General features: G+C 38.1%; 25 protein-coding genes, 1 tRNA gene and 1 pseudogene. 13 read left to right on the top strand and 14 right to left on the bottom strand.

Going from position 1 to position 20,972, the window contains the following annotated elements; translation table 11 throughout:
* The first annotated feature begins 302 nt into the window (after positions 1-302).
* From MKY14_RS02880 to MKY14_RS02900, 5 genes are all read left to right on the top strand, one after another.
* On the top strand, positions 303-1,094 hold the full coding sequence (locus MKY14_RS02880) for an AraC family transcriptional regulator (protein ID WP_340975748.1): 792 nt from the start codon (positions 303-305) through the stop codon (positions 1,092-1,094).
* On the top strand, positions 1,091-1,381 hold the full coding sequence (locus MKY14_RS02885; protein WP_248548057.1) for a DJ-1/PfpI family protein: 291 nt from the start codon (positions 1,091-1,093) through the stop codon (positions 1,379-1,381). Before MKY14_RS02880 ends, MKY14_RS02885 begins: the two co-directional genes overlap by 4 nt.
* A gap of 126 nt (positions 1,382-1,507) precedes the next feature.
* Positions 1,508-1,951 (top strand): hypothetical protein, encoded by a 444-nt coding sequence (locus tag MKY14_RS02890; protein ID WP_339173492.1) that lies wholly within the window; start codon positions 1,508-1,510, stop codon positions 1,949-1,951.
* 48 nt (positions 1,952-1,999) lie between these two features.
* Positions 2,000-2,464, top strand: a complete 465-nt coding sequence (locus tag MKY14_RS02895) for an NUDIX domain-containing protein (protein WP_076183322.1) — start codon at positions 2,000-2,002, stop codon at positions 2,462-2,464.
* 78 nt (positions 2,465-2,542) lie between these two features.
* Positions 2,543-2,977 carry a hypothetical protein gene (locus tag MKY14_RS02900; RefSeq protein WP_081386269.1) on the top strand — a complete coding sequence of 145 codons (435 nt, stop codon included), beginning with the start codon at positions 2,543-2,545 and terminating at the stop codon, positions 2,975-2,977.
* A 33-nt stretch (positions 2,978-3,010) separates the two neighbouring features.
* Here MKY14_RS02900 and MKY14_RS02905 read toward each other — a convergent pair whose 3' ends face one another.
* Positions 3,011-3,970: a hypothetical protein gene (locus MKY14_RS02905; RefSeq protein WP_081391948.1), complete on the bottom strand. Its 960-nt coding sequence runs from the start codon at positions 3,968-3,970 to the stop codon at positions 3,011-3,013.
* Between the two features lie 134 nt (positions 3,971-4,104).
* Here MKY14_RS02905 and MKY14_RS02910 point away from each other — a divergent pair, with 134 nt between their 5' ends.
* The gene (locus tag MKY14_RS02910; protein WP_076130558.1) at positions 4,105-4,344 is read left to right on the top strand and encodes a hypothetical protein; all 240 of its coding nucleotides are present in this window, start codon (positions 4,105-4,107) and stop codon (positions 4,342-4,344) included.
* A 66-nt stretch (positions 4,345-4,410) separates the two neighbouring features.
* On the opposite strand, the gene MKY14_RS02915 is transcribed toward MKY14_RS02910, so the two are convergent.
* Complete coding sequence (locus tag MKY14_RS02915) at positions 4,411-4,575, bottom strand: hypothetical protein (RefSeq protein ID WP_340975750.1); 165 nt, start codon at positions 4,573-4,575, stop codon at positions 4,411-4,413.
* Positions 4,576-4,762: 187 nt separating this feature from the next.
* Here MKY14_RS02915 and MKY14_RS02920 point away from each other — a divergent pair, with 187 nt between their 5' ends.
* Both MKY14_RS02920 and MKY14_RS02925 read left to right on the top strand, forming a co-directional pair.
* Positions 4,763-4,960 (top strand): hypothetical protein, encoded by a 198-nt coding sequence (locus MKY14_RS02920; RefSeq protein ID WP_282579736.1) that lies wholly within the window; start codon positions 4,763-4,765, stop codon positions 4,958-4,960.
* Between the two features lie 313 nt (positions 4,961-5,273).
* The gene (locus tag MKY14_RS02925; RefSeq protein ID WP_076130555.1) at positions 5,274-5,600 is read left to right on the top strand and encodes a YolD-like family protein; all 327 of its coding nucleotides are present in this window, start codon (positions 5,274-5,276) and stop codon (positions 5,598-5,600) included.
* A gap of 162 nt (positions 5,601-5,762) precedes the next feature.
* Here MKY14_RS02925 and MKY14_RS02930 read toward each other — a convergent pair whose 3' ends face one another.
* The 9 genes from MKY14_RS02930 to MKY14_RS02970 form a co-directional block, all read right to left on the bottom strand.
* Positions 5,763-6,590: a hypothetical protein gene (locus MKY14_RS02930; RefSeq protein WP_076130554.1), complete on the bottom strand. Its 828-nt coding sequence runs from the start codon at positions 6,588-6,590 to the stop codon at positions 5,763-5,765.
* A gap of 515 nt (positions 6,591-7,105) precedes the next feature.
* The gene (locus tag MKY14_RS02935) at positions 7,106-7,636 is read right to left on the bottom strand and encodes a GNAT family N-acetyltransferase (protein ID WP_076183325.1); all 531 of its coding nucleotides are present in this window, start codon (positions 7,634-7,636) and stop codon (positions 7,106-7,108) included.
* A gap of 572 nt (positions 7,637-8,208) precedes the next feature.
* The gene (locus MKY14_RS02940; protein ID WP_036686019.1) at positions 8,209-8,460 is read right to left on the bottom strand and encodes a DUF3951 domain-containing protein; all 252 of its coding nucleotides are present in this window, start codon (positions 8,458-8,460) and stop codon (positions 8,209-8,211) included.
* 618 nt (positions 8,461-9,078) lie between these two features.
* On the bottom strand, positions 9,079-10,164 hold the full coding sequence (locus MKY14_RS02945; RefSeq protein WP_340975754.1) for a hypothetical protein: 1,086 nt from the start codon (positions 10,162-10,164) through the stop codon (positions 9,079-9,081).
* Between the two features lie 811 nt (positions 10,165-10,975).
* A complete protein-coding gene (locus MKY14_RS02950; RefSeq protein WP_076305221.1) occupies positions 10,976-11,308 on the bottom strand; it encodes a hypothetical protein in 333 nt (110 codons plus the stop codon).
* Between the two features lie 131 nt (positions 11,309-11,439).
* The gene (locus tag MKY14_RS02955) at positions 11,440-11,781 is read right to left on the bottom strand and encodes a hypothetical protein (protein ID WP_076305220.1); all 342 of its coding nucleotides are present in this window, start codon (positions 11,779-11,781) and stop codon (positions 11,440-11,442) included.
* Between the two features lie 472 nt (positions 11,782-12,253).
* Positions 12,254-12,664: an ATP-dependent DNA ligase gene (locus MKY14_RS02960; protein ID WP_340977014.1), complete on the bottom strand. Its 411-nt coding sequence runs from the start codon at positions 12,662-12,664 to the stop codon at positions 12,254-12,256.
* A 252-nt stretch (positions 12,665-12,916) separates the two neighbouring features.
* On the bottom strand, positions 12,917-13,972 hold the full coding sequence (locus MKY14_RS02965; RefSeq protein ID WP_340975756.1) for a cohesin domain-containing protein: 1,056 nt from the start codon (positions 13,970-13,972) through the stop codon (positions 12,917-12,919).
* Positions 13,973-14,592: 620 nt separating this feature from the next.
* Positions 14,593-15,744, bottom strand: a complete 1,152-nt coding sequence (locus tag MKY14_RS02970; RefSeq protein WP_076305218.1) for a hypothetical protein — start codon at positions 15,742-15,744, stop codon at positions 14,593-14,595.
* Between the two features lie 628 nt (positions 15,745-16,372).
* Here MKY14_RS02970 and MKY14_RS02975 point away from each other — a divergent pair.
* The 3 genes and pseudogenes from MKY14_RS02975 (at position 16,373) to MKY14_RS02980 (ending at position 16,992) form a co-directional block, all read left to right on the top strand.
* Positions 16,373-16,534 carry a YolD-like family protein gene (locus tag MKY14_RS02975; protein ID WP_143763934.1) on the top strand — a complete coding sequence of 54 codons (162 nt, stop codon included), beginning with the start codon at positions 16,373-16,375 and terminating at the stop codon, positions 16,532-16,534.
* A gap of 15 nt (positions 16,535-16,549) precedes the next feature.
* Positions 16,550-16,717: pseudogene (locus MKY14_RS30760) on the top strand (YolD-like family protein); the annotation flags it as partial.
* 47 nt (positions 16,718-16,764) lie between these two features.
* A complete protein-coding gene (locus MKY14_RS02980) occupies positions 16,765-16,992 on the top strand; it encodes a group-specific protein (protein ID WP_340012416.1) in 228 nt (75 codons plus the stop codon).
* Between the two features lie 441 nt (positions 16,993-17,433).
* Here the strand turns inward: MKY14_RS02980 and MKY14_RS02985 are convergent.
* From MKY14_RS02985 to MKY14_RS02995, 3 genes are all read right to left on the bottom strand, one after another.
* Positions 17,434-17,505, bottom strand: a tRNA-Val gene (locus MKY14_RS02985).
* Between the two features lie 152 nt (positions 17,506-17,657).
* Complete coding sequence (locus tag MKY14_RS02990; RefSeq protein ID WP_036686108.1) at positions 17,658-17,960, bottom strand: hypothetical protein; 303 nt, start codon at positions 17,958-17,960, stop codon at positions 17,658-17,660.
* 162 nt (positions 17,961-18,122) lie between these two features.
* Positions 18,123-19,337 (bottom strand): copper amine oxidase N-terminal domain-containing protein, encoded by a 1,215-nt coding sequence (locus MKY14_RS02995; RefSeq protein WP_340975757.1) that lies wholly within the window; start codon positions 19,335-19,337, stop codon positions 18,123-18,125.
* Between the two features lie 202 nt (positions 19,338-19,539).
* Here MKY14_RS02995 and MKY14_RS03000 point away from each other — a divergent pair, with 202 nt between their 5' ends.
* Both MKY14_RS03000 and MKY14_RS03005 read left to right on the top strand, forming a co-directional pair.
* Positions 19,540-20,613 (top strand): site-2 protease family protein, encoded by a 1,074-nt coding sequence (locus tag MKY14_RS03000; protein ID WP_340012723.1) that lies wholly within the window; start codon positions 19,540-19,542, stop codon positions 20,611-20,613.
* Between the two features lie 99 nt (positions 20,614-20,712).
* On the top strand, positions 20,713-20,925 hold the full coding sequence (locus tag MKY14_RS03005) for a hypothetical protein (RefSeq protein WP_076129113.1): 213 nt from the start codon (positions 20,713-20,715) through the stop codon (positions 20,923-20,925).
* The last annotated feature ends 47 nt before the right edge of the window (positions 20,926-20,972 follow it).

The following is a 20,972-nucleotide window of genomic DNA, read 5'->3' on the forward strand; positions in this document are numbered from 1 at the left end:
TATAACCTTACCTGATTTTTTACTCTTCCATTTCATCTTTTTGACGTATAACATGGATACAGTCTTATCGCTGAATGCTGTTCCTGTTATACTTCCTCCTCTCAGTGAAATGATACTGGTCTGCGACAAGCAGCTTACTGGTAATACTTTAAAACTTTTAGGGCGTATTTACCTGCCAAAAAAATCTTTTTTTGTGCCAACTATTGCTCTTTGGTTCTTGCGTAAACGAACAAATTCATATTATGTTCTTAGTATTACAGCAGCTATAGTGCTTGGCATTCCATGACGACAGGGAGAAAAACATGAATATTAAATATCAGCATCGTGACCAGGCGTTTCACTCCTTTATTTCTACCAATAACACTTATCCTCTTCATCTACACAAAAATGTAGAGATAACAATGGTTTTGTCCGGCAAAATCAATATCAACATCAATGGAAAAGAGTATGATTTGTCTGAAGGAGACATAGCGATTATTTTTTCCAATCAACCTCACAGCTACAAAACTCTAGAGAAAAGCCAGATCCTGCTGTTCTTTTTTGACGCCACTTTTCCGGGGGATTTTGCAGGGGATTTGCTTAATCATGTTCCGGATAACCCTATAGTTACGAAACAAAAGGTGCTTCAAGATCTGTTGGCAACCTTGTATAAACTATATATTGAACAATGTGATGTTCGTCTGCTCAAGGCTTATACCTCTGTAGTATTAGGGCACGCGCTGCCGTTACTGCTAATGAAAAAAGTAGACTACAAAAAAGAAATGGATCTCGTCCCCAAAATCCTAGCTTACATCGACATGCATTTTTTAGATCACATAAATCTGAATACGCTTTCAAGAGAGCTTGGCATTAGTAAATTTATCATTTCCCGAATCTTTTCTGAGCAGTTTCACATTTCATTTCGTGATTACATCAATGGCCAACGGGTAGCCTTTGCTCATATGCTGCTGTTATCCACTACCCATCCGGTCACGGATATCGCGTTTGATTCCGGATTCAACAGTTTGCGTTCTTTCTATCGTGTTTTTAAAAATGAATACGGGATCACCCCCAATGAATTTCGCCGAAAAGTATCGAAGGAGTGTGTAGAATGAAAATGATGAGGATGGCTTATATTCTATTTGATGGGATGACCACGTTAGATTTTGTTGGTTTTTACGATGCGGTTACCCGGATGGGAGTTCTAAAGGCGATAGAAAATGTATCGTGGGATTTTTGTTCCAACAAGGAAGAAGTCACGGATGATCGAGGATTGACGTTGAAAATAAACCAGGTTTCCCCTGATCTGTCAGCCTATGATTTGATATTTATCCCTGGAGGGTTATCCACTCGAAAACTTAGATTCGATACTGATTTTATAACATGGATTCAGACTAAGTGAAGATGGATTACCCATATTACAAAGACAATTAACCCTTCCAAAGGGAAATCATAACTATAATATATGGGAATTAATGATATAATTATCCAAAGTGAAATAATTAAGGTGATGAATAGAGGTGTAAGTATGTTGGACACAAATAATAGCAATAGAATGCTGGTAACTTTTCCTCATAGTAAAAAATATCCTTATTTAACTTCATATTGTTTATTAGCCAATGCTTTATACGTAGGTTTGAATGTGTTTTTTGATCTTAGTGTTTATTATTATTTATTTTTTGTCCTGCCAGTTTTTCCTTTTCTATTTATTTCGTTAAAAAGTCAAAAGGAAAAGCATAAACTTGAAGTACTAGATGATAGTGTAGTAATTGGTGAAACAAATATTACGTGTGGTTCCTTGAAAAAAATTGTGATTCATAATCCTATTTCAATATTTTTTCATATAATTCCGGCTCGAAAAAAGAAAAAAATAATTACGATACAGGTAAATAAGGATGAAGCAAAAGATATTTTTACACTATTAAATAAATGGGCACAAAAAAATAGTGTGGAGATCGAAAAACAATATTAGAAGAGCCACTTAGTCCCAGAAGAGATGTTGAAGATATGAGGTGTCACGATGAAGATAGGAAAACCGATTAGAAAGAAGGTATACGGATTTATTTTGCAAGACAATGAAGTTGGAGAAAAGACTTTATTAGTCTATCTTAATGAACCAGAAGTACCCTTTAGATTAGTAGGTGGAAATGTCGATGCCGGGGAAACAGAAGAAGAAGCGTTATTCAGGGAAATTCAAGAAGAAAGTGGACTTAAACAATTTAAATTAGTAAAGAAAATAGGCACACAATATTATTATAAGGATTTTATAGATGCGAATGTCGAAAGACATGACTACCTTCTAATTCCAGAAACGAGATTACCTGAAAAGTGGAGCTTCACTGGAGAAGGAGAAGGTGAAGACTGTGGGACTATTTTTAACTACCAATGGATAAATCAAGATGAAATAGACTTATTAGATAAAGAGTTTAGAGAATACATGACGGAAGATTACATGCAAGAATTATTCAGCAAGGTAAAAAGGTAATCCATCTAAACCAAGTGCGAAATGATGATTTGAAAAATCGGCTGTAAGTATAAAAAGCATAAAGATGGTGGGATTGTTTTGCGTGCAGTTAAGCCTATAATGTTATGGTTTATTTCGACGATTTTATTCACCCTGGCAGCCTTTGGATTGGAGCTTTGGGAAGGAACTAAAATAAGTACAACAGAATATTACGGTTTTCAAAACATTGGGTTTGCTTTTATTTTTCTGGTGTTCCTCTTTTCAGTTCTTCTTTACCCGGTTATACTGCTTCCTTTATCATGGGTTATTCGAAAGATAGTTAATCCTTTAGTAAACCGCATAATGATATTCTTATTGAGTGGTATTGCGGGATATGGTTTCTTTTACGAGGTGTACGATGAACGCTTTATACGGGAATACCATTTGAATAGTAGTACAGCTATTATTTTTTTCGGTATTGCTGGTTTCATCTATGCGCTGGTGGATTACTATTTTGAGTCGCAAGCCATTAAAGCCGAACAAAATCCCTGCTAACCGTGGCGGCCGGCAGGGACGTTATTTTTTAATCTAAGTATTAGGTAATTTGTTAACCTCATCAGTAAAGGCTTCCAAGTACTGGGTGAATATTCCTGTATCTATTTTGGTGGTTGCATCATTTGCAATAGGAGGCGTATCTTGGATTTGTTTGTACATACGATCCATCTCACTTGAGAGCTTAGCCCAGATGCTTTTAATTGAATCATATTTTGCATCAAGGTTGTTGATATAATTATCGTACTCCATTTTTTGGTTCATCGCTTTTCCTAATTGCTCGATTGTAAAATCTATATCTATTGTTTGACCCGTAGAGCCAGTTCCAGAACCTGCATACCAGCTGATATCAACAAATCCATCATTCCAAATATCTGAAACGACAAAATTACTGATTTCTTTAAGCATCGCTTCAGGAGACTGTTCAGTTGTACCTGCATTACCTGAATCTGAAGTATTAATTACAGGTTCCTTGAAGAGTTTCCTCACTTCGTTAAATGCATCCTTATCTTTGTCATTAGACGAATACCCCCAACCAACTTTGTCATCTTTAATAAAAATGATAAGTTCGCTATTGGAGGAAGACTTCTCACCTTGGATAAGCACGAGTTTATCTTTTCCGCCATCTTTGTCCGTATAATCAGCTGTTTCAATTACTGTAGGGTTCTTAAGTTTATTATTCTCGGGTGTCTCAGTAGATTCAGCCATTTGGAAAATGGGTTGTACATCTGGAAGTATATTTTCGGATACGAATTTCTTTTTCGCTTCGATATCTGAACCATTGAGGAAAATCTCCACATAGTTGAGAGCCAGTTTCTCGGAAGCTGTAAGTTTCTTTTTTGGCTCAGGAGTGGGCTCTGAAGGACTGGCTGTTGCTTCGGACGGTGTAACTCCTGTAGACGTTGTATTTTTTTTCTCTGAATTTGTTGTGGAACTACCACATCCTGAAAGGATTACAATAGTTGCCACGATACATAAAAAAGCTTTTTTGTTCAATCTGATATCCCCCTAAATCTGCTAATAATTGCTAGTTAATTCTACCAGATATAGGAATAGTAATCTATGAATTATAATTTATGGCGGAACCAATATATTAGATTAGCGTGTTTTATTTTTCGGAGGTGATCATTTTGCTGAAAGTACTAAGAGTATGCGGTATTTTATTCAGTGCAGCAACAATCATTCTGGGAATCACATTTTTCCGCGGCCAGGATCAAGTGATAGTGTCTTGGACTATGCTGGGGATGTGCGGAGCTTTAATATTTAATGGAGCGGCATTGTATTTGAAAACTAAAGATAAAATGGCTGTGCTATCCTCGATTGTTGGGATTGTACTGTTAATAGCCTCGCTTACTCAGTTTCCTTTTTAAAAATAAAAACAGCCTCGTCAACCTTAATAGGTCGGCGGGGTGTTTTTACGTTTTTTCCCTTTATATTTATTTCTTTTTTTTCTTAGTGGGTCCGATCTGGCGTCTTACCTTATCGTTCTCATCTACCTCAATAATATAAATCTCCTTCACTGTACCGGAGAGAGTAAACCATTCACGCATAGCTTCAACCTCAGTCATCGGTCCTAATATTCGTTTCCCCCTATAACACATAAAAAACACTCATACTCCTTAGTTTGTTTGCGGAAATGCAATAAATGCTTATAGAACAAATTATAAACCTGAGCGATGACTTTGTATGTAATAATTCATGCCTGGCGGGATATTTTTACATTGATTAACGAACGTACGTTTGGTTATAATACAAACAAATGTTCTTATCTTTGGAAGGTGAATAATTATGCAAATAAGCATCGGTCAAACCATTGAAATAGTGTACCAAGATAAATCAGGTAAGATATCTCAACGTAAAATTGATGTGAAAGGGATTCGTGGAGGATATATTCGCGCAACTTGCTTATCAACCGGAGCTCCGCGCGTATTTCTGGAGGCTAATATTCTTGCTTGGCAGCCTGTGCAAAAAAAGCGCTATGCTTAGTGACACCGCACGAAAGCTACTAATGATCATGCGACACTCTGCTGTGCATCATGCTCATATGCCAACTTTACAGGAGTTAGAGATCAAGAGTGGACGGACACCAGATAAGATCATTAGTGGGCTTAGGGAATTAGTTAACGAAAAATATATAGAATGGACCCCACACACTCCACCAGAGAGCGCCCGAATTATTGAAGGCTGGGAAAGGATTGACCCTAGGTTTAAAAAGAGAAAGTCAGAGCCACAAGAACTCCAATGGAGGATAGATGGTAGTAAAACGAACTACTGGACGGATTATTAGGAGGGCAGCTTCATGATGAAAAAATTAGAGAACGTATGGGAGTGTAGCAGAATGATATTGCCCGAACATAAAAACCGGATTATAGATGACAATAATGAGCAGGAACGTCGTGAAAAGCCTATTCTAGATTTACAGGAGATAGAGCGCTTTGAAATATTGTTATATCGTTCTATGGAAGAGCACAGCCCGATTACACTCACTCTGTTTGATCCCATGGAGAATATATTAAAACGAGGTATCGTGATGAAACTGGATAAACAACAGGGAATTAAACTCCGCTGGTCGGAGGAGGAGTGGGATTGGTTCAAGATGGAGGATGTTATTGCAATAACTACATAATTCACTTCGTAAAAAACAGGTTAGGAGCAATCTCCTAACCCGCGCTGTACTTCTGATATTAATGTTCTGCTCCGTGGAATAAGACCACTGGTGAGGTACTTGGCAGTGCTGGCGCAATGCTGACGATGGTGAGGACCAACAATAAAGAGACGGCAAATTTTTTCATAGAGACTCAACCCTTTCTTTGAAATTTATTATTTTCTCTTCAAAATCTTTAATCTGAGTAGCATCAGCATATGAACGTAATGATTCGAAGTATACTACTGCTTGTTTAAAGATTTTATCAGAGTTTGTGACCTCAGCAGAATCTAATAATTTCATGCTATATTTGATAGCTGAATTATAATCTTGAATTTTTGTTTTATATCTGATCATATTAATAAAAAAAGTTTCTTGGTAGGAATTTATTATAATTTCATCAGCAGCGGTATCCTCAAATTTTGAAATACTATTAGAGAAAAGTTCTAAATGAGATTCAATGTTTAAATTGAAATTAGTAGCTGTCTTTAACAAAGTTATCAGTCCCGGTAGAACTTCTTTAGTGTTGGATAAAAGGAAAGAAACATAACGATCTATGAATTGAATATTTCCGGAAAGCACTTCTACTTCTAAGAGATTTGGCTCTGATATGTACTTATAATAGGCTACCTCATTTAATCCTTCAGCATCTAATCCCTTGAACCAACTCAAATCACTGTAAGCTTTAATGTAAGTTCGAGCTTTATCATAATTTTCGATTTCTTTGTGGGCTAGTCCCAACATAAGCAAGCTGTATCCATAATAATAAATTAAAGGTCGTTGGTGTTTTAGTTCCAGTTCATTATTGTGTGTGTAATTATTATAAATTTGAGTTATTCGGTTGAAAAAGGTATCTGCTAGTTTTAGAAGATTGGGCCAGCTTTCAAAAGAATATATCATTTTAAGAACTTTTACGGCTGGATCAAGATCTAGAAGATTTATATCTAAATCTAAATCGATATTTCCATCCAACGGCCTCACCTGCCTTTATTTTACATAATATACCTGTATTATACAATGTAATCAATAGATGGTCAATTAAGTGCTCCATATAAAAAATAGATGATTAATAGGGACCAATAGAGTAAATCTATCCATTATTGCGCCATGATGTGTGCCTGGGAAAGCTTTGGTAGTAGTAGATTACCGCTCTAGATGGCCACATAAAAAGTCATATAGATTATGTAATGCCTCAAGAATAGCAGCAGCTACGACATAAACTAAAAGGTTGCTATTGATTAAATCATTTACCGTATTATGTTTTGTGAGTACAAACTGGAAGAATGTGTACATCGTTTGGAGGATGTGACAACAGTTGCTCTACTTAATACACAGTACGAAGATACAGTTCATTAGACGAGTAGGAGTATCCCTCTTCTCCCAAAGGCTATGACGAAGTAGCCGCAAACTATTCATTTAGTTGAGTTGAGCAACGTGAAGTAAATAAAAAGCCTACACCATAAAAATGTAGGCCCACCCATTAAAAGTTACTCTGTTACTAATTTTGAGAAAATGCTTAAATCAATAAACTTTCCTTTGGACTTTTCGCACTTTCTCATTGTTCCTTCGAATGTATAGTTTAACTTTTGCAAAACTCTGATGGAATTATTGTTTTCGGGTTCGACTTTTGCTTCTATCCTGTTGAAATTTAAAGTGTTGAACGCATAATCCATCAGAGATTGAATGGCCTCAGGAGCATATCCCTTGCCCCAATAATCTTTACTAATATCGTATCCGATCTCTGCTTTAGCGTTTGAAGAATCTATAGAATTATAACCGCAGGAACCAATTATGCGATTTGATTCTAACTCAATTATGGAATAACGAATAGCTTTGCTTTCCAAAGACAGGTTATTAAGAATTTTAATCATTTCTACTGCTTGGCTTTCCTCAGTGAAACTATTGATATTCATAAACTTTGTAACCTCAGGATCAGACCAAATGTTAAACAAACTAGCAGAGTCAGATAATTTCATTTTTCTTAATATTAGTCTTTTGGTTTGTATTTCTGTAATCAATATATTACCTCCATTATCTATTTGTTTTGGGGTTAAGATATCGATATCTGCGCATAGTTCAGTCCCTTCAATATTTAATTCAACACTATTATAACGTAAGAGTTTTTTTATGTCACAGTACGAAGATACAGAACATTAAAGGAGTAGGAGTGTCCCTCCAAAGGTCATGACGAAGTAGACGCATATTGCGAAGTATAGAGGCTATCTAGCGGTAATGCAGCCTATTTCTCTTTTGGCAGAAGTAATGTTCTTATAAAAGCGCCAATACAGCCAGAAAGAATAATAATCATTACAACATTTAGTGATCTAATAAGTACCGAAGATGAAAAAATTAATTGAAGGCTTTTTTGTACGATGATAATTCCAAATACCAAAGACATGGTGATTAAGAATGTTTGGATAGATATTTTCAAATCATTAATTCCTCTCTAAACAAATTACCAAAATCTAAATTTATTTTAACAAAAAATGATTGAGTGAAACGTAGTACGAAGATACATGACATTAAGGGATAGAGGAGGTTACAGAAATCCGCTCCCAAAGGCTATGAAGAAGTAGCAGCCTATTGCGCATCAGGGAAGAGAAGGTCGTCGTTTTGATAATGAAATGATGTTTTTGTCCTTATCATCACCATGGTCTGCATTTTCTTCTATCTCTTTTTTCTCATCGTGAAACTCAACAGGAGATTGGGCCGTGATGTAGTCAAATGGAGTGTAATTATTATTTGGTAATTTTCTTGTAAGGATTACCTTTACAATGATGATTCCTAATGAGAGATAGAAAATCGCGCCTACTCCAGCCAACATGAACAGTACTAATCTCATTGTTAACACCGCCTTTGTTTGATTTTATAATCAAATGTTAATATTTACAAGATTCAGGCTGCTGAGTACTATTCATTCGACTGAGATTTGATGCACAGTAGGAAATGCTTGGGCCACTAGATTTTACAAATGGTGGAACCTTCGAACATACGAATGAAGTGTAGCGCAATAGTCATACCTACACATGAAATGGTTTGACAGTTATAAATATTAATTACTTTAAAGCATCACAGAAAGGTTGTTTTACAGACACCATACTCATATGGATATCCGATCTCATCTATAATTGTAACCTCTGCACCATATCGACAGATACTGCTCTTAGAGACAGAACCTTTAATGTTGTATATTTCATCTACTGTGCTTCTTGGTAATAAGATAGGTTTTTAGATATATCTGTTTCTAACGGTAAGACCAATTTTTATGTAGTTACTACATTGAATAATAATGGAAAGTTAAGTTTCAAAAGAAGCATCAGCTACCCCTCAGAAGGCAGATCAACCTGAACCAGAACCATCTGGTGATCGCGCAATACTCACAATTACATTAATAACTGGTCTTGAAAAAGTCAGTGTGGCGGTGGTGCCCCGAACTGCTGTATTTCTGTAACGTTTCCGCTTAATTGGATTTGTCAGATGCTTCATAGATTAGGCAGCGAAGGGTCTGATCAGGATAGCGGAACTCCGCGGTATAGCTACTTCCATCTTCCAGCAACAGTTTAACATCCACCATCCCGCGTTTGTTGTTAAATTCGGTATCGGTTAGATAAGCTTTGATAATGGTTCTTGTTTCTCCCTGCTTGTCCGTGATGACCTGCACGGCTTTATGAATCCAACTGGCATCCTTCTGGATGGTGCCGGCTGCGTCGTCGTCGATGGGAGTTCTCTTCAGTGCCAAATTAATGGCTGTCGTATCCTCTACGGCACCGGTTGTTGCATTAATCAACACATCATATTCCCAGAATACCTCGCCTGATCCGAGCAGGGTAAGATTCTTGTAAGGAGCAAAATGAACTGTCCAGGTTGGACGTTTGGTTAGTCCCAGCTCAATCAGCATTCCCGATGTTTTTAGCTTGGACACGTCGGCATCGAACAGCTTGCGCACACTGTCAGAGGCCAGTGCCTCAGCTTCAACCTGGCTGATTTTCTGAGGCTGAAGCTGAGGCACAGTCGGATTTCGTTTGGACACGAAGTAATTCAGCCGGTAGTACCAGTCAATCAGCTGTAACAGTTCCTCATCAGTCATACTCCTCTCCGGGTAGGTGTACGTATTGGTTTCTAAATCTAGATACAAATCCGCTTGTCCAGCCTTTAACGGCAGCTGCTGCTTGGGGCGGAGGCCGTCATACACATACTTATCGTCCAACACTTGTCTGCGGTTGATTTCGGATTCGGTTTCTTCCCGACCTGAAGTATGGGGATCTTCTGCCTTGTCTATAAAGTCATAGATTTGCTGGATTTGCGCTGCTGTCATCTGTTGATACAGGTCTTGTTGTATGGTGGATACTGGCGCCGGCGCCTCCACCTTCAGCACGGGTATCGTGCTTTCACTCAAAGCCAGCTGGTTACTGCCCTGAATTGACGAACTGTTCTTGGCGAAAACTACGGAATTCATCAGGCTGGGGACGAGCAGCGCACTGGCTGCAAGCACACCAGCTGAAAACAGGATAACAACTAATGTAGCGGACCGCTTTTTCTTGTTCAATCGGATTACCTCCATTGGGATCTAAGATGATGAATCTTTATACATCTTAACACCAAGTTATTATAGAATTAGGAGGATAGTTGTTATGGAGTTGTAAAAAGATCGGATACTTCCCCTTCACCAAGGACAGTCAGGAGTTAATCTCAATTTTGTCCACGTTTTTCTTCAAGAGCCACAGCTACAATGCAAGAAGTGTCTTTACAATAAAGATGTGCCAGAAGCGGGAAGTGTTTACTTAGTATCGTATTTACATCGATGTGATTAGTCATAACTTTTCACCTAATTGGAAGTATGATTCGTGGGATAATTACATGAACAACAATAAAGTTATTAAGATGGACTTTAAAGCAGAAAAACGATTGGTTGCGAAGAAATAGATAGTTCGGAGAACAAGGAGTTTTTGTACTGATGAACAATAAAGATTTTCAATACAGAGAGACATACTTTATTGTGGGGAATCCAGCAACTCTATGGATCACTATATTTGGTTTGGTGCTACTAGGATTTATTTTGTTTTATTTGATTAAGAAATATCGAAAGAAGAGAAAGTGAGAAGACATGAGTAATACAACAAAGTCTTAGAGAGCGATGCTGAATTCCTGACAGCGGCTCTTTCTCAATCAAAGGTATCCGTATAATTTCGGCTGGAACCAGATCCAATAGGTCATCTTATGGATTATGGCGGAATTGTAGAGGGGTATACACCGGAATCAATTAGGATCAAAGGAACTCGTTTTATTCGTGAAGGTTCGAGTTTAAAGTGCGCATAAATAAGCCCTCCCTATAGTAAATGGAGGGCTTATTTTGATTATTACTTAACAAGAACTATATAATACATTGTATTTCCATTTCCGAAATCTGCGGCTACAGTGCTTGCCCCCGGAGACAAAGCTGTAATCAATCCATCTTGCCTTACTTCAATACTTCCATCCGTATGGATGTACCAAAAGTCATACCCTGTTACCCACATTGCTTCCCCGACTTTAAGATTAAGAATAGCCTGATAATATTCTCCCGCAGCAACTACCTCGTTTGCGGAAGGTGACGAATTCGGAACTGTAGAAGTACTGGAAGCAAAAGAGGTCGACCCTAACGAAAAACAGGTAGCAACAGTTAATAGACCAGCTAAAATTTTCTTTTTCATAACTCAACCTACTTTCCTTATTTTGGAGTATATTCCAATTATCGAGTTTTTATATACAAATGTAAACATATTTAGTGAATTAGCCCGCTAACCTTACACTGGTTGGCGGGCTTTTTTTTATAATATTTTTATTAATTTCTATCTACTAGAATTGTAAATGACTTTATGTTTCCTAATGCATCATAGGCAAATATATTTGCAGCTCCGTATTGAACGGCACTAACCCATCCATTTTCATGTAAAATAATGGCTCCATCATTATAAATTAGTTCACGGAGGACACCAGGGATGTATCTCTGTTCTCCTGAATCCATGTAAATAATAATTTGTTCAAAAGTAGGTCCACTCGTTACATTAGATACTGGAGTTGGGTCAGGAGTTGTGATTGGAGCAGTTGCTGCGAATGAGGTCGATCCTGCAGCGAAACACGAAGCAACAGCGAAGAGCCCTACAAGCAATTTCTTTTTCAACATTAGTTAATCCTCCCAATTAAAAAATATAGTAACAAGGAAAATTATAATTATATTTGATTAAAATGTATATATGCACTAAGTATGAATAAAATATATATATAATGTATTATTTTGTATAAAAATGATGAAAATAGTGAACATTGGATTTTAATAGTAAGTATGTCCTAAGACTAATTGAGTGCCATAATCCCTAAAGCAAAAAGCCCGTCAACCTTAAATAGTCGGCGGGCGTTTATTATTTATACTATGAACTCCGTAAACACTGGACTCTGGAGCATGCCGGATTTAGACCACTTCCTCATTCGCACCTTTGCTCTTAACCGTGGTTCTAAATGAACTAACTCCTTATCCTCACCTTTAATTAGTTGCGGTGCTACAACTCTGAATGCCTGTTTATGAATTGGTGAAGCGCGAGTTCAATAATCCCAGCTGGACGTAGTTTTCTGGATGTACTGGATGGAACAGCAGCCAGTCAACCAAATTCTTGTTTGCGATATTCGGTTATGAAAACATCAGCATAGGTCCAATTGATGACCTTTTGCCATGCGTGAGAACGGCGGCCAGTCTCATATACGCTATTTTTACGTTTACCCACTATGCCTTCTTTACCGCGAGTTTCGATCTGCTCAAACAATGCCTCTCCAGCACCTTCAACGTGAGGCGCTACTCCAAAGCTATCAGACGGTAGAGTTAACCCCGCCAGTATCTCCTTACGGCTCATCAGGGGCAATCCGCGCAGATCCTGATCTTTGTACATTAAGATATCAAAGATGGCGTAATACGCTGGGAGTGTCTTGGTGAGTTGAGTTATTTTATCAGCTCGTTTCGCTTGAAAACGACTCATAACAGATTCGAAATCTGATACTCCGGTTGTAGGCCCAATACAAGCTACTTCACCGTCTAAAACAACATCGTCCGCAAATGGGAGATGTAATTAGTTTCCGGACTCTTGAGAATAAATAAGAACGATGCCCATCTATCTTTGGTTCATATATAAAATCGCTGTGACTGAATTGGTCCGGTAGCAGTTTGTAATAACATAAGTGTAGGTGTTATAAACATATAAAACTCCTCCATCCAATTATAGCTCTTGGCTACTAAGGATAGAGGAGGTAAGAGTTGGGAGGCTATTTTATTAGCTGTTAGGCAAATAGTTTGAGTTACTTAATATTTGATCCACAATATAAAGAAGGTCATCGTCATTGACGTACTCATCACCAGCTTGCTGAGCGTTGTATTTTACCGGATCAACATCCGCCGCCAAATACTTGAAATATCTGGCGTCAATCGCTAGATCAACCAAGGTGAATTCTCCTGATTTGTTGACATCTGTTGCTTCAATTATGATGCTGTCCTCTAAACAGTTTTCTTTCTCAAGATCATATTCCTGCTCCGTATCAGCAATCCTAGCTTTTGTGGAATCGACTACTGCTGTTCCTATGGCTTTCGCCTTGAACTTCAATTTCAGAATAACTGTGTCTTTATTAATCCCGTAGTCTTCACCTTTGCTGGCTACGATAAAACGTAGAGTACCGTTTAAGTCGGTTGGTGTGTTGTATACTTTATAGCCAGCAACCTCTTCAAATCCAAGATACTGTAGGTGTTGATTGTCATACTTTATTTCAAAGTCTTCGGCATAAATATCTTTTACATTTTTAAGTGAAACTCCTGCTGTGAACTCTTGACCTAATCCTACCTTTTCTTTTTCGATCGTCACATCAAGTGTAGGATTCAGGACTGGTGTTGGTGTCTTTTTTACAAAAACTTTTAAATCATATAAAAAGCCTGGGCTTCCTTCTGTACCAGTTCGTGCAAGAGTTATTTTTTTAACTCCTTTTAAGTCTAAAGTTGTGTAACCTCCACTTCCTCCAGCGACAGTAGTATTACTCGTTCCATTGTCATAATTGAAAATTATTGCAACACCTGCCCCATAAATTCCACCTACTGAGTAAGATGAATAACCCGAAATATCGATAGGATTCTCAAAGGAAATAGTATAATGATTGTACATTTGGGTGCCTGTGGTATTATTATTGTCGGTAAAACTAAGATTTTCAATAGTGCTATTTGCAATTACAAATGGTTTTCCTGATAGATAGTCGTATACGTCCTCCGGCACACTTTCTGCATGAATCTTACTTATAGGCAAAAGTAAAGTTAATAGAAACGTAAGAAAGAAAAGTTTTTTCATTATACACCCCTTGAATAATTTTTATCGACAGGAAAATGTCTTTAGTTCTTAATTTCCTGTAGATTTTATTAGTTCAATATATGTTGGAACTGCGACGAATCAAATGTTTCGGATTCCATAAATCAAATGAGCATTTTATGTACTAAGTTTATAAAATAATACTTCTCCTTTCTTCTTAGAATGAGAACCCAATAACAATACAAGCTCGATAAGATTATTACAATAAATGGGTTGCGTCCAAACATTTTTTTGTATATATGGTATAAATATATTAAATTCACCATTTATACATAATCAATCCAATTACGAAAAAACTCGTGTTTGTTAAGCAATCGTGTGTTCGATATGATGCGTACATACTTTATGATAGTTTCACGCTTTGTTATAAGGCAGAAATTCATTTGGATTAATACTTCCAAAGAAGAGTTAAAGACAATTCTTTAGAGGATTAATATCTACTTGGATTATCCTTGCAGGCGTAGCTGAGCAGTCGAGATAGTGTCTATAGGTTGTTCTGATATAAGGGAAGCGAATATTGGTACTGCCGGTAACATACTTAAATTTTGTGAAAATAAAAAAATCCTCGTCAACCTAAAGTGATTGGCGGGGATTTTTTCTATTTATTCGGTTGTAATATACTCACTAACTTCAAAGGTAAGTATCTTATCGAATACAACATAGTCTTTACGTTTGCTGAACGGACCTTTATTGTTTGAATGCTTATCAATAGCATATGATCCTGCACCTCTGCCTGCATCACGAGCATCGTACCAGTTCAAAAATGCATCCACTTCAGCATTTGGTAGGTCATATTCTTTTTCTGTTCCATTCACCAGAGTTATAGTAAGAATAGCTCGATGGCCTGTTGGCTGTTCTGGAGTTGCTGTAGGTTTTGGCGTCACTGTTGGTGTAGCGCTAGGCGTAGTAGTCGGTGTTGGCTCCGGTGTACTGGTCGGAGATGGAGAAGCTGTTGGTTCAGGAGTAATAGTAGGTATTGGTGTTGGTTCAGGCACTTCGGCTTTGCGTAAATCTGTATCAATTAGAGTAGAACCCAGTTGTCCCGCAGAAAACGTTATTTCTTTTACTTTTTTTTGAGTAGGTATGTCGTAATAATAAGAAGTCTTTGCAAATGCTTCAACTGGAGTGAAAGTTATGCGAGTGTTATCTTCAAACATAATCGTTGCTGTAAGCCAGTCACCTTGTTTTCTAACAAATAGTTTATCTGCAAATACAGGTTCACTAAATGTATGATGGTAAATATATCTAATTGTATTGCTAATTACTTTGTTAGTAGAATCATCACCGTCAGTAAGTTGGTAAGTTGCACCTTGTCCGCTAGTAAATAATTTACCTGCGAGTAAGGAATCTTCACCAAATTCAGAAGGGATGGGGACTGTCAACGGATTAATGGAGGTAACATTATTTACTGGTCTTGGGTTGTTATCATCATACCAGATCGCTCCTGTTAATTCTGCGCCTTCATCTAACGTGATTTCAACCATACGAATTTTTTTATATGTATTTTCATTCTTATAAGTTCCAGTCAATTTCAAAGCAGAGTCTGGGGAGTGGAACAGCAGGGCTTTATCTGTACCGTAAAATTTCAAATCATGGCCTGTTCCGGTACCTATTAAACTTATTTTGCTTGTTTGTTGCCCATCAACCCCGAGGTCAACATAAACCACCCGCGGCTCCGTGCTTGCGGAAGCGATATGTACAGGTACCGCAGTAAATAATAAAAATAAAACAAGTAAAAAATTTAACTTTTTCATAATAATTACTAACACCCCTTATTTTGTTCTTTTATCCTTATTATATAGATATGATAACAAACTTGTCTAAACATAAATTCCTATATATGTAATGAAGTGAATGAATAATGATAGTTTGTTCTTTATACCAATTAGTGAATAAGTTTCTTGTTGTTTTAAGAATGTACGTCTTTTTATCATAAAAAAATATGTTCTATTTTTAGGGGGCTATCAACGTGCATATGCGGATTGGTAAACCGTTGAAATTGTTTACTAAGATAAAGTTGGCAAAATTACTCAGCGCAAAATTGAAGTTAAGGTATAAAGGACGGAAAGATTCGTGCACCATGCTTAAATACAGGAGCGCCAAGATTGTTTCTAATGGTAAATATATTAGCTTGGCAGCCAAGTGATAAAGGAGCAATTGCATGAATCCATTAACGGATAAAGAGAAAGAAATGCTCAGATCATTAATTAAGATGATCAAAATAATTCACTATCCGCCAATTACGTGAACTTGCCAGGGAGGTAGGGGTGTCATCTACAGTGGTAATACATGTGTACATGGAGCGCTTGAAGAGTAAGGGGTAAATACAGAGAGGTAACATGCCACGAGCATTGAGAGTTATTAAGGGAGTCGACGAAGACAATGAAATCACAACAGCGTAAGAAACTTGAAGGTAATGGTCTTTGGGAGGGAAGTCGGATGTTAATGCCTGAACATAAAAATAGGATTCTGGACGATCCGCTAAATGAAGAGGTGCGATCAAAGCCTGATTTAGATCCCCAAGAATTAGCTGAAATCTCATAGGTACTAGCTCAATCTTTAGAGGATTGTAGTCCCATCACGATTACATTGTTTGGGGAATATGAGGACAGATCCATTCATGGGATAGTCATGAGAGTAGATCAGCACCTTAGACAGATTAAGTTTCGTTATGGCGAGGATTGGGATTGGATTAAAATAGAGGACATTATTGGAGCGAGTTCGTAATAAAACTTTGATGTACCGTTTATATGAAGATGTAAGGAGTTTGTGAGATGAGTGATGGTAAGAATTTAGTTACTATTGATATAGATAAATCGGAAATATTATTAATTTGCCGAGAAAAAATAGAGAAATTACTTGATGAATTAGATAATAAGTACGTATTTTGGGATACAACAGAGCCTGAAAAACGAACTTGTATGAGTTGGAATTCAATTCAATTCAAGATACATTTTTCTTTGACGATAGATTTCCAAAATATAAAATCGGAAATGGTATGATCCGGTTAAAGAGACACGTACCTTTTTGGAAAAGTGGCTAAGTGAACAAAAGCAAATAATTATTGATTGGGAGAAGTTTGAAGAAGAGGTGCGATAAAACATATGAATAAGCACCATCAGTTAATGGTGGGGGCTTATATGCTGGTCATTGGTGATAATTCTGGTTGCTAAAATGTTAAGAGTGCAGCTTTCATTTTTTCTCTTCAACATAACAGATTTACCATAATACTGACTGTACACTTTTTGAAGTTGGCTTCTCCAGATAACATTTATTAAAGTAATTGAGAGGGCTGCCTGAGTTGTGAAAAAGATAGCCATTTTTTTATGAGAAGAAAAATTTCGTCCCCAATCCGTCCCCTAGAGCAAGATTCACAAATTTATAGAGCGGCATCGATGATCGAAAAAAAAGAAAAAGCCTTATATAATAAGGCTTTTTCGATATAGGACGGATGGGGTTCGAACCCATGACCCCTACCCTGTCAAGATAGTGCTCTCCCGCTGAGCTACCGTCCTGCGACGAAATTTATAATACCATACGATAGAGTAGGATGGCAATTCTTTTTTATAATCAATATAGATGTAGAGTTGTATTTACTTCTTAATTTTCTCCGATTAAGTAGTTAAATAGCTAGAAAGGGGATGACCCTTCATCCCCCTGCACCGAGTCAGATAAAAAACGGGAGTAGAAATAGACTGCTTATTCCGAAAAAAGGGATACGGCGTGGATAGAAGCGGCGTCTTGGGTAAAAGCCGGGCTGGAACCCGAATTGTCTATAGTTCGACTGCTCGGCAGGCATTCCGTTCATACGATCGACCATTTCATTGCTGGGAACCGCTAGGGTGATATAGTTCTGATCCACGTGAGCGATGAAGCCGTCAAAGGATTGACCATCAGTCGTTACTATACCTACATATTTATTCATGCAATTCCAAGCGACCTGTTGATGAAAATTTGTATTTGATTCCATGGATATCCTCCTCGAATGTTTCAATCCTGATAACAGTCTATGGTCCTTTGCCTACAACGTTCACGGCGTTTGCCTATATGTAGGAAGGTTAATTTTCAGGGATAATCACTGAGGAGGATTCGATTAGTTCTTTAATCAATACACATGCTTGTGCTGTACTTTCTAATCAGTATTATTCTTGGTGTTATTGGAATGAGCTTCAATGGAGTAGATAACTTCTTTTTTGCCAGTAAGCGGTGAGTCATTTATAAAATACAATTTGTCACCGCTCCGTTTTACGAATTTCAAAGTATCTCCTTTAAAAGGAACATCGTTATTTTCCGCATATTCCTGATCCTTTGCTGTGAGTAGCTCCTTATACAAAAGGGTTCGCTCGCCTGTTTGGCGGTCGATTAAGGTTAGCAATCCATTCTGATTTCCACGAAGCAGTATGATTTCTTTATCAATGCTTTCTACATAGTAAGCATCTTCCTCGCCACCCAGCTTTACAAGATCAAGAGTATCTATTACATTGCCTGTGCCGTCTTGGATGAAACGTAAGGTATTACCATCATGCAAGATGAGGTTGCCATCATAAGGTTTGAAATCCGCATCTCCTCTGAACTGGTAAGCGAATGTGGCCTTGCGTAGTAATGCACCATTTTTGAATATGAGTGTGATTTCGCGTGTATTAATATGAGGCTCTCCATAGGAATCAATAATCTTAATGACTAGCAGACCCCCCGCCGTTTTCTCGATCTTCATTCCTGCCCAGTCAAAGTTTGTTTGGAGTGAAGTGAGTTTTATCACCGTATCCTTGCCTTGTGAGACATATAAATCACCATTAGCTTTGACCAGCGTATAGGTACGCCCTCCAAAGGATTCTGTGAAAACATTGTAGGTCTTCAGATCATCTGCTAAAAGTGTGTTCGTTGTGGAGTCCAGACGGAGATGGCTGCCTTCGAAAGCCTTAACGATAAAACGGGCCGGCACATATATCCCATCTTCTTTGGATTTAAAAGGTATTCCTCCTAGATCTACCGCTTTCCCGTCAAGCACGCCTGTTTGACTCCCGATTCGAATAGCAAAACTTTTAGTCCAGCCTTTGAATAGAGCACGTTTGCCGGATTTATCCCATTCCATTTTTAAGCCAGCTTGCCCAGCGATCCCCCGAACATCTACGTAGATTACACCATTTTTGAGCAGCGCAGGTCCGCCTATGTTTCCACCAGGAACGCCAAATTGGTAGTATACTTGCGAAGTATTAGCAGAGGAAGCTTGGGCGAGCGCAGAGGACTCCGATACAGTTAATGAAGAGCTTGCTGACATGGTGGCAGGGAGTAAAAGTGTTGAGAGCATTAAGACGGATAACCAAGCTTTGGAGTGAAAAGAGAGCATATGAACCAACCCTTTCTTTATCTGGCAGTAAAATTTATCCAAGATAGTTGGTTTGACGCTGAAACGTTTCTAAAAGTTGCGTCGTATACTTTCCAAAGGGCTCACTGTAGAAATATCCTTAATGCTTCTATGATAAGATAGATGGAACTGTACAGTAGTTTCTTAAAATTGAAAGATAAAGGAGCTTGTGATCTTGCCGCAAATGCAAAATGAGCAGAAAAAGAATACTTCTACTCCGCTGAAATGGTTGGGGGGCGGAGCCGCCATGCTCCTGTTAAAAGGAAAGGCGATTTTGTCTCTGCTGAAAATAGGTAAAATTGCCGGGCCGTTAATTTCCATGATGGTTTCTATAGGAGCATATGCTTTGATTTATCCGTGGGGGTTTGCTATAGGTATCGTCCTGCTTTTGCTTGTTCATGAATTGGGACATGTTATAGCCGCTAAGCGGATCGGGCTACCCGTCAGCGCTCCGTTATTTATTCCTTTTTTAGGCGCCTTAATTACTATGAAAAAACATCCGCTGGATGCGAAGACAGAAGCGTATGTTGCTTTTGGCGGACCGATTCTGGGTACTATTGGGGCTACTGCTGTTTTTGGAGCGGGATACTATATGGATAGTCCGCTTCTTTATTCCCTGGCTTATATAGGCTTATTACTTAATTTGATTAATCTGCTGCCAATCCATCCGCTAGACGGTGGACGTATTGCTACCGCAGTTACGCGCTGGCTGTGGCTTGTGGGTCTGGTGGGTGGCTTAGCTATAATCGTTTACTTGCGTTCGATTTTGTTCTTTATCATCTGGGCAATGTTTGCTTACGATCTGTATAATAAATATGTGAAAAGACGTAACAACAACCGCCCGCAGTCTGTGACTAAGGGGTTCTTAATTCCCGTGGAGCCCTTGCGAGAGGCGGGTTACATGATTCCAGGAGCTGAGCATCGCCGGGATTTACCTTTTACTACCTACAGTGATCTAGAGAGACAGCAGTATGTTGTGGTCAGATGGGACCAGCTGAATTATTATGGAAAAGCTACACTGCCACAGCAATGTATTATTGAAAAGGTAAGAATTTCGCAGCTGGAGCAAGTAACGTTAGAGAATGGTCTTCATTTAAAAATGCAATGTGACATTAGCTGTACCGTACACGATAATGATAAGTATTACGATGTGCCAGCCAATACACGCTGGAAATATGGGACAGCTTATTTTGTTTTAGCAGGCTTTTTGGTTGGGATGATGTATTTAGTCCATTTGGTTGGAAACGTCAATCTCTAAGAGGGAAACTGGAATGAATAGCTCCTATTGTTTATAAAGCTCCTGAATCGTCAAAGCTGTAGTGAGTATAAATGCAGCTGCGATGAAAGGAGCTTTTTTATGTCTAAAATTGTGAAATGGGAAGTCGGCGTTTGCCTATTGTTACTGCTGGGTGTAGTGGGGTGTTCTACGGCGAAACCCGCAAAAGTTATCGAAATCAATGAGATGACCAATCTGGATGGCAAATCTAAAAGTCAGTATCCTCCGTTGTCACCTGTGATGCAAGACGTATATAACCGTTCAATCCCTGAAGAAGTATATTCTGTGGATTAGTCTACTGAGAGGTTAAGGATTCCATGTGTAGGCTTTTCTTTCTTGTC

It is taken from the genome of Paenibacillus sp. FSL R5-0887, assembly GCF_038002305.1.
GTDB classification, from domain to species: Bacteria; Bacillota; Bacilli; order Paenibacillales; family Paenibacillaceae; genus Paenibacillus_AQ; species Paenibacillus_AQ odorifer.